The sequence below is a fragment of the Hominimerdicola alba genome (assembly GCF_900109655.1).
Classification (GTDB): Bacteria; Bacillota; Clostridia; order Oscillospirales; family Ruminococcaceae; genus Hominimerdicola; species Hominimerdicola alba_B.
In genome coordinates this window covers 20774-30306 of sequence record NZ_FOAT01000024.1, presented here as the reverse complement: position 1 = coordinate 30306, position 9533 = coordinate 20774, and the positions used below count along the sequence as shown (strand labels likewise).

General features: G+C 45.4%; 8 protein-coding genes. 5 read left to right on the top strand and 3 right to left on the bottom strand.

All coding sequences use genetic code 11. The features are described from left to right. The 3 genes from BMY75_RS16255 to BMY75_RS16245 form a co-directional block, all read right to left on the bottom strand. Positions 1–1347 (bottom strand): dockerin type I repeat-containing protein (locus BMY75_RS16255; protein ID WP_074836008.1); only part of this gene is annotated, 1347 nt, incomplete at its 3' end. Between the two features lie 155 nt (positions 1348–1502). Next, entirely contained in the window at positions 1503–2012 is a 510-nt protein-coding gene (locus BMY75_RS16250) for a DNA-deoxyinosine glycosylase (protein WP_074836005.1), read from the bottom strand. A 251-nt stretch (positions 2013–2263) separates the two neighbouring features. Further along, on the bottom strand, positions 2264–3505 hold the full coding sequence (locus tag BMY75_RS16245; protein ID WP_074836002.1) for a TFIIB-type zinc ribbon-containing protein: 1242 nt from the start codon (positions 3503–3505) through the stop codon (positions 2264–2266). Between the two features lie 526 nt (positions 3506–4031). Between BMY75_RS16245 and BMY75_RS16240 the strand changes: the two genes are divergently transcribed. The 5 genes from BMY75_RS16240 to BMY75_RS16220 all read left to right on the top strand — a co-directional run bounded on the left by BMY75_RS16240 (position 4032) and on the right by BMY75_RS16220 (position 9526). Further along, positions 4032–4310, top strand: coding sequence for an HU family DNA-binding protein (locus tag BMY75_RS16240; RefSeq protein WP_074836000.1), 279 nt, complete (start codon positions 4032–4034; stop codon positions 4308–4310). A gap of 55 nt (positions 4311–4365) precedes the next feature. After that, complete coding sequence (locus BMY75_RS16235) at positions 4366–4719, top strand: DUF6465 family protein (protein ID WP_074835998.1); 354 nt, start codon at positions 4366–4368, stop codon at positions 4717–4719. A gap of 60 nt (positions 4720–4779) precedes the next feature. Continuing rightward, positions 4780–5490, top strand: coding sequence for a 16S rRNA (guanine(527)-N(7))-methyltransferase RsmG (gene rsmG / locus BMY75_RS16230; RefSeq protein ID WP_074835995.1), 711 nt, complete (start codon positions 4780–4782; stop codon positions 5488–5490). Positions 5491–5696: 206 nt separating this feature from the next. Next, the gene (gene uvrB, locus BMY75_RS16225; RefSeq protein ID WP_074835992.1) at positions 5697–7667 is read left to right on the top strand and encodes an excinuclease ABC subunit UvrB; all 1971 of its coding nucleotides are present in this window, start codon (positions 5697–5699) and stop codon (positions 7665–7667) included. Continuing rightward, complete coding sequence (locus BMY75_RS16220; protein WP_074835990.1) at positions 7667–9526, top strand: glycosyltransferase family protein; 1860 nt, start codon at positions 7667–7669, stop codon at positions 9524–9526. The genes uvrB and BMY75_RS16220 overlap by 1 nt, the downstream gene beginning before the upstream one ends. Positions 9527–9533 lie beyond the last annotated feature (7 nt).

Below are 9533 nucleotides of genomic sequence, written 5' to 3'. Positions count from 1 at the left end.
AGTGCTTGCGCTGGCATAGATCGGTGTAGCGGTGGTACATTTTACGTAGCCGTCGGTGATTACGGTAACAGTTTTAGAATAAGAGCCATAAGCTTTTTTGCCGTTTACAGTCTTGTATGCACGAACTCTGGTCTTGAAGCCTGTGCATGAAGCCAGATTTGTGAATTTATAGCTCTTGGCGGTAGTGTTGTAAGAATGCCATTTGCCGTCTATCTGTATTGATACTTCATAACCCTCAGCGCCCGAAACGCCGTACCAGTTCAGGGTCGCGCTGTTGGTATCGCTGACATAGTAGTAGCCGCCAAAGGTAGGTGCAGCCAGATCGACAACAGGATCGGGCTCGGTGACAGTGCCGCTTGTAAGCTCTGCGTTGACGCCCTCAGCTTCGCCTACCGAGTTATAAGGAACTATCAGCAGCTTTACTGTGCCGCTGGCAGGGAAGCTGGTGATAAACTGATCTGTGTCCGTATCACCAAGAAGCTTTGGCTTGCCGTCACTTGCGGTATTGGTCAGATCGTATACGTGGTAGCCTGCCGCGAAATCAGCGGCGTTCCAGTCGATCTTAGCTTTGCCCTTTTCGTCGGTGACAGTTATGGTGCCGTGTATCATTTCGGGCTTTATCTTCAGCAGATAGCCTGTGGTATCGCCGTAATCATATGTACGTGTGCCGTCCTCGGTCTTTACCAGCCTTGAGGGAGTGATGGTGACGGTCAGATTGCCGTCCTTGAACATATCATAGGGTATGCTTGTGTTTGTGTCGGATGTATTGATGTTCTTGGTCTTATCGCCGTTTGTGAACTGGACGTTATAGTTCGTCATGTCGGCAGCGGCATTCCAGGATACCGTCTTTGTATTTTTATCAACGTTGAATTCGATGAGCTTAACATCTGTCTGCTTTTCGCGGGGATTCTTTACCACAGGAAGATCGTTGTATACCGATAGGTTTTTCTTGCCCTTAACATGAGCAGCGATAAGGATAAGGTCGGTAGTGTTGATCTTGCCGTCGGCGTTGATATCAGCAGCCTCCCTGCCTTTTTGGCTGAGCATCTTGCGGCCTTTGATGTGAGCAGCTGTTTTGGTAACGTCGGTGATATCTACTTTGCCGTTGCCGTCTACATCGCCTATTTTGTAGCTTTTTGACTCTTCATTGCTGGCTGCAGCGCCTGTATTGTATTTTTTTGATTCAGCTATGCTGACGGCGCTATCCTGTTCTCCGGTTGTATCGCCGTCGGCGGATAATGCTGATGCGGTGTTCTCACTCGAATTTTCAGCGAAAGCTCCGACAGAGAACTGACCTGCTGCTATAACTAACGAAACAGCAGCTGCGAGAAATCTTTTACTTCTCATTTTTTTACCTCCATACTGTTAATGTTGTCTCTGGTTATAAAGTTTATTAAAATGACCACTCTTCAGTATATCATTATTTACACGCTCTGTCAAGCGCAAAGTATAGTAGTTTCGGGGCTTTAATGCATGATTAAGAATAAATTAATACAATCTGCCTAATTATGGAAAAGAACTGGAAGAAGCACTCTTTTCCATTCTTCAATAAGACGTTCCGTACTCCATGCTGCATTAGCAGGGCTGGTGGATGGCAGACGCACCGCAGGACGCTCGCTTTTCGGCAGGATATGCCTGTCATAAAGCACAGATGCAGTCCCTCCGTTGGCAAATATGGCTATATCGGGACAAAGTGCAGTTATCACCGAGATATCCGCCGTCCGAACGTTTTTAATGCTTGCGTCCGATGAACCGATTATATCACACTCCGCGATAACGTCCCATACCGCGATGCGGGAATCCAAAAGAAAAGCCTTCTTTTCTTCGATAGTCACAGGCACAGGCTTACCGACCACCTCCGCTGTAACTTTCCAGAACCTGTTGCGGGGGTGTCCGTAGTAGAAGCCCTCTTCACGCGATTTCACCGATGGCAGACTGCCGAGTATCAGAACGCGGCTGTTTTCGTTATAGACAGGTTCAAAGCTGTGTATTATATGTGTGTATTCGCCCATGTGTGGCACCTCATATCGTTGTTTTTTTCTGACTATCCCTTTGCCACACCACTTAAAATTCCGTATCAGCAGGGATATATTATGTTGACGTTATATTCCTATGTACGCTGTTAAATCAGGTGTGTCAGCGGGATAACCATATTTGTTTTTTGAACATAGTATATGATATCACAGTGTGCATATTTTTTCAAGCGCCAAAAAGCCGCATCGCCTTTGATGGGCTGATACGGCTTTTTATGGTGAAGATATTTCTATCCGCCCGAAGACGAATTGTTCTGCTGTTTCTGTTTGCGCTCGGTACGCAGGTAAGTATCGTTGGAGAGTACCAGATGTACGTTTTTCTCCATATACTCATTTGCCTGTGTAGCGTTGTGAACGGGCTTCATGCTGCCTTTCAGTGAGAAGCATACTACCAGACCTACTATCAGTGCGGCGATTATGGGCACAAGGAGTGTTTGCATGATGAGGTACATAACTACTGCCACGGCTATTGCCGAACCGCCTGTTATCAGTCCCAGCTTGGTGTTATCGATGGGGAGATCTCCTGTGAATTTGCCTGTCTGACCGTTCATGGCGAAGTTCCACTGCTTGCCCTGCCACGATGTGGTGAGGTACCATATGGGCAGCATAGCGTACTTCTTTTTTGTGTAGTTGACTTTGTAATCACCGCGCTTTTCGGTTACTTCATTGTGCTTTACGGTCTCCTTGGTCTTCTGCTTTGCGGAATTAACGACACGCTTTTCCGCTCTTTGCAGGTCGTCATCACCCTCAACGTCAAAACGCTCTGCCAGGAATCCCGGCATATAGGTCATGGAGAAGGGTTTTAGGTCTGCAAAAGTGAAAGGCTCCACGGAATCCATGATATCATCGGGCATACGCTTGGATGCGTCTGCAGGCACGTTCTCGAAACTTACAGTACCGCGGCGGTCAGCCTTGTATATCTTGCGGATTATCTCTGTCTGTGTCTCCGTCTTGTCGGCGGCTTCAAATTCGGCATCGATGTTTACCGAACCGTCATACAGCCAGAAAGGCACGTACACGCCCTGTATTTCCTCGACTTTGCTTCCTGTGAGGAAGTCCTTTGGTATCAGCTTGCGCTTTTCGTAATAGCTCTTGTATTTCTCCATCGCCTGTTCCTTGGTGAAAGCGAAAGGTATAACGAAATCTGGCTTGATAGCTCCCGAAAACTGTGCTTCTATAACAGTTGTATTATCGCAGTAAGGGCACTTTGTAGCCGCTGTGTTCTGGTCGCAGATTATCTCCGCGCCGCAGGTATTGCAGCTGTACGCCCTCATGTTTTCCGCCAGGTCGCCCCAGTCGCTGCCTGATTCCTTTATCTCTTCTTCCTCGTTCTGCTGATTGAAGAAAGCCTCGGCTTCCTCCTGAGTGAACAGGGAATCACAGAATATACATTTAAGTTTGCCCGCTGTCGGGTCGAACTGCATAGTTCCGCCGCAGTTTGGGCATACCACCTGTGTAGATGTCTGAGCCATATTGTTTACCTCCACGTATTTATGATATTACTGCTTTTCGGGGGCTTTTCCGATGCTGCCCTCGTTTTTGGCTTCGATCTTATTATATATTGATAACTCGTTCAAAACAGACCGTATATAGGCGGGTACTTATCCGCGCCACTGTAATAAATTATAACATATATGTAAATTATTCGCAATATACAAAAGGAAAATCGCAGCGTAAAAAATCAGACATATTATTTGTATATTCTGTACAAGAATGAATTTGATGTAAACAGACGTATCCCCTGAAAATAGGGCGCGAAGTGATTTTGTTAAACGTTGTGTGAATAAACACAAAATACTGCACAAACCACGCGCCAAAATTTAGTCAAGGCTACAAAGATTAGGCTTAAAACGCTTAATTACGGCGCTTTTAATTGACAAAGGCGGTGATATGGGTTATAATATCAACATAAATCAAACGGGTCGTTAATAAAATAAGACGGCGCGGGGGATTTTCATAACTGACTGGCATTAATATTTTATAATGGAGGTAGTAATCATGAAGAAGGCTGAACTGCTTGCTGCAATCGCAGAAAAGAACGGAAGCACCAAGAAGAACGCTGAGGCAGCTCTTGACGCTGTTATAAGCACCATCACAGAGGCTCTGGAGAAGGGCGATAAGGTAGCGATCCCCGGTTTTGGTACATTTGAGGTAAGAGACCGCGCTGCTAAGAAGTCTATCAACCCCGCAACCAAGCAGCCCATCGATGTACCCGCTAAGAAGGTACCTGCATTCAAGGCTGCAAAGGCTCTGAAGGACGCTGTTGACAAGAAGTAATTTTCTGCACTGCGCAAAGCAAATATACTGAATTTCAAAAAGGAGAATAATCACAATGGCAAACACTAAAAAGGTTGCCGCTGAGGTCAAGGAGGTCGCTAAGGAGACTGCTGCCAAGACCAAGGCTGCTGCAAAAGAAACTGCCGCAAAGGCAAAGAAGACTGCAACTAAGGCTGCTGCGAAGACAAAGGCTGCTGTTGAGAAAGCCACCGAGAAAGACGTTGTTTTCGTGGAATTCGCTGATAAGCAGCTGGATATAGCTGCACTTGTTGAAGCTGCAAAGGCTGACTACAAGGCTAAGGGTCACAGAGCTCCCAAGGCTGTAAAGCTTTATATCAAGCCTGAGGAGGGCGTTGCTTACTATACAGTAAATGACAAGGGCGACGCTGATCAGAAGATCGATCTGTAGTTTTTGTTATTATCTGACCGCTCCCTGCGCGGAGCGGTCGTTTTTTCGTTGAGGTATTTTATGGTAATTTCTGAGTATAAGGATATATTTGAGGATAACGGCATCACGCTGACAGAGGAACAGTCTGCAAGACTTGAAAAGTATGCGGATATGCTGGTGGAGTATAACAAGATGGTGAATCTTACGGCTATAACCGATGATGAGGGCATAGCGGTAAAGCACTTTTTTGACAGCATATACCCATTCACACTTTTTGATCTGCCCGAGGGCGCAAAAATGATTGACGTAGGCACTGGCGCGGGTTTTCCGTCATGTCCGCTGAAAGTCTATCGTGATGATATCAGGCTGACTCTGCTGGACAGTCTTAACAAGAGGGTGAACTTCTTGCAGTCACTTTCTGATACCATAGCCCTGAATGCTGAATGTGTTCACGGCAGGGCTGAGGAGTTCGGCAAAAAGGCTGAGTACAGAGAGCAATTCGATATCGCCACTGCAAGGGCGGTTGCTAATCTTACCGACCTGTGCGAGTATTGTCTGCCTTTTGTAAAGGTGGGGGGGCTGTTCGTATCCCTGAAAGGCAGCAGCGGCAGTGAAGAACTTGAAAAGGCTAAACCCGCCATCAAACTCCTTGGTGGCAAGACCGAGAAAGTGGTGGAATACACTCTCCCCGGCGGTGACGGAAGAACTCTTATCCTTATAAGGAAACTGGAACCTACCCCGGCAAAATTCCCGAGAAATGCGGGACAGATGAAAAAGAAGCCATTGGTTTGATATTCAAAAAGATCTACATAAGTATATTCAGGACAGTTGTGCCATGGGGTACGGCTGTCCCCTTTTGTTTCAGGTACGTAGGAAGTCTTTGAAAATACCGATAATTTATGAAAAATCTCTTGACACAGAGGGCTTTCGGATGTATAATAGTAAACGATTGTTCGCATAGATTTTTTGTGATTTTTCTGCAGGGAGGTCGGGCAGTTATGGATAGATTTCAGCTGGTTTCGGATTATAAGCTCTCGGGTGACCAGCCCGAAGCGGTGGACGCTCTGGTAAAAGGCGTTGAATCGGGCATGAAAGAGCAGACGCTTCTGGGCGTTACAGGCTCGGGCAAGACCTTTACTATGGCAAATGTCATTGAAAGGCTCAACCGTCCGACTCTGGTGCTTGCTCATAACAAGATACTTGCGGCACAGCTGTGTTCGGAGTTCAAGGAATTCTTCCCAAACAATGCGGTGGAATATTTTGTCAGCTACTACGATTACTATCAGCCCGAAGCCTATGTGCCAAGCACAGATGTGTACATTGAAAAGGACAGTTCCATAAATGACGAGATAGATAAACTGCGTCATTCCGCCACCACAGCCATAACCGAAAGGCGCGATGTCATCATCGTTGCCAGCGTTTCATGCATATACTCACTTGGCGACCCCTCTGAGTATAAATCCATGGTGGTGAGCATACGCAGAGGTGCTGAAAAATCCCGCGATGAGCTTATCGCACAGCTTGTTAAGATACAGTATGAGCGCAACGATATAAATTTTGTCAGAAACAAGTTTCGCGTAAGGGGCGATGTGGTTGAGATATTCCCCGCAGATTCCACAGACAAGGCGCTTAGGGTGGAATTTTTCGGCGACGAGATAGACCGTATCAGCGAGATAAACGTGCTGACAGGCGAGGTGCTTTCTCATCTTGAACACGCGGCTGTGTTCCCTGCAACGCACTATATCGTCGGCAGAGAGAAGATGCTTGATGCGATAGATGAGATAAAGGAAGAACTTGCAGAACGTGTAAAATACTTCGAGGACAGAGGTATGCTGATAGAAGCTCAGCGCATACAGCAGAGAACAAACTACGATATGGAAATGCTGGAAGAGATAGGCTTTTGCAGCGGTATCGAGAACTATTCGAGAGTGCTTGCAAGGCGCTCTCCGGGGGCTGTACCATTCACGCTGTTTGATTTCATGCCCGATGATTTTCTTCTTATGGTGGACGAATCTCACGTTTCGCTGCCACAGGTAAGGGGTATGTTCGCAGGTGACAGGGCGCGTAAACAGACCCTTGTTGATTACGGTTTCCGCCTGCCATCGGCGATGGACAACCGCCCTCTGAGATTTGATGAATTCTACGAGCGCATAAATCAGGCGATATTCGTATCAGCCACTCCGGGAGATCTCGAAAAGGAAAAGAGCGCACAGATAGTCGAACAGGTAATAAGACCTACGGGACTTCTCGACCCGCTGATATCCGTAAGACCTTCCGACGGTCAGATAGAAGACCTCCTCAGCGAGATAAACAAACGCATCGAAAAGAAACAGCGCGTGCTTGTAACCACCCTCACCAAGAAAATGGCAGAGGACCTCACCGCCTATCTCAAAGGCTTTGATGTTAAGGTGCGCTATATGCACCATGATATAGATACCATTGAGCGTATGGAGATAATACGCGACCTGCGTCTGGGCGAATTTGATGTGCTTGTGGGCATAAACCTGCTGAGAGAGGGTCTCGACCTGCCTGAAGTCAGCCTTGTGGCGATACTCGATGCGGATAAGGAAGGTTTCCTGCGTTCCGAAAGTTCCCTTATCCAGACAATAGGAAGAGCTGCGAGAAACTCCGAGGGCATGGTCATAATGTACGCCGACAGCGTGACCCGCTCTATGGAGAAAGCTATCCGCGAGACGGAGAGAAGACGTGCTATACAGGAAAAATTCAATGAGGAACACGGCATAGTTCCCAAGACCATAGTCAAGGATATCAGAGATGTAATAGAGATATCCACCAAGGAAGAAGCGGAGTATTCCGCAAGACAGGCTGTAAAGCTTTCAAAGGCAGAACAGCAGAAGCTGATAGACAAACTGACCCGCGAGATGAAAGAAGCCGCAAAGCTTCTTGAATTCGAGCACGCAGCTTTCCTGCGTGACAGGATAGCCGAGCTTAAAGGAGGAAAGAAGTGATGAGCGAAAACAAGAAAAGGTTTCCTGTTGCCTGTTTATTTCTGGCAGTGCTTATATTGATACAGCTTGTATACTCTACTTATATGTTCGTATATAAGAAGAACGGTACTCACTCAGATGAGATATGGAGCTACGGATTAGCAAACAGCTATTACAGACCGTTCATCTACCTGCCTGACGGTATATATCAGGATGAATACAATGGCGGATATGATGGCTCTGATATCACAAACAAATGGATAGACGGCAAAGTGATGAACGATTATGTAACGGTTCAGGAAGGTGAACGCTTCACCTATGATTCGGTTTATCATAATCAGGTACTTGACCACCATCCACCGCTGTATTACGGGATACTACATACCATATGCTCGTTTTTTCCCGGTAAGTTTTCTCTGTGGTATGCTTACGTTATAAACATTGTAAGCATGGTATTCATACAGATATTTCTTTATAAAACGGTGAAACTGCTTACTGAAAGCGACAAGGTGGCGCTGGTTTGCAGTATGCTGTACGGCGGAGGTGTGGGTGCGCTTTCTACAATGCTGTTTTTAAGGCAGTACGGCTTCATGACCATGCTGATAACCATGATATGGTACTGGAACCTGAAGATGTACCGCAGCTTTGATAAGGAAAAGGGTTTCGATTTGAAACATAACGTGCCTTTTATAGCGGTGCTTTCTTTCCTACTTTTCTTTACCAATTATACAACTTGTCTTGTGGTTGGTATATTTACAGGCTGTATGTGTTTGTATATGCTATGCAAAAAAAGAATAAAGCAGATGTTTATATACGGATTTTCAGTGCTTGGTTCACTTTGTGCCTTCATTGCGGCGTATCCATATGTAGTGATGCATGTAGGGCTTTACGGCGAGGCAAATGGTAGCAAGTCATACAGATGGGGATATATCCAGAGGTTGAAATATCTGTTAAATCGTGTACTTGGAGATTCAATAGGTATACATTTTTCAATATTCAATATGGGCAACAGTGCGTACGTGTTTGCAGCGTTGGTCTTTGTCTTAGCTTTGGCTGTGCCATTGTGTGTTTTGTTCCGTAAGGAGAAATGGTTTATAAGTTTCAAGGATAAGGCAGTAAAAAAAGTAAAGGGGATACCAGGCTGGATAAGAAGCTTTGATATCTTCGTTCTGATACTGCTGATACCCAATGCGGTATATGTTTTCATCTTGCCTGAGATAAGCGATATTACCCGAATGGGTGGTGCGGTATCGAGATATATATTTATCGTCTACCCTGTAGTATGCCTGACGGCAGTATATATTGTAAATAAGCTGGTTGGGGCATTCACTGATAAATACACGGTGCGAATAATGGCTGTCATGATGGCGGCATTGCTTGTGTATGTCAATATGAGTTCTCAATGTCCGTTTATCAATAAACAGATGAAGGGTTACAGAGATCCTGCAACGTCAGCCGAAGGAAAAAATGTGCTGCTTTTTGCTAGTGAAACAACAGGAAATATCTGGTATGTGCAGTGCTTTCCTGCTTATCTGCGTGCCGCGAAAAATATATTCATTACATATTCAAGAGTTGAAACGGAAACTTTGAACAATCTCGGAGAAATAAATACAGATCTTATCATAGTTCCGATAAATGCATTTGATCCGGAAGGTTTATGGTATAACAGGATAAGAGATACAGATTCTGAATATTTTGATATTATCGAAAAAAATCTTAAAGAAAGTGCTTATTGTGTTTTTGATAGAATAGGAGAAAGTGGTGAAAATTTCTATATTGATAGTTTTATTGATGACCTGAACAATAACGGTAGTGCGGAGGTTTCCTTCTGTGCAAAGATACAAGGTGAATTTTATGCTTTTATTGAGATGGATAACTGATAATAAA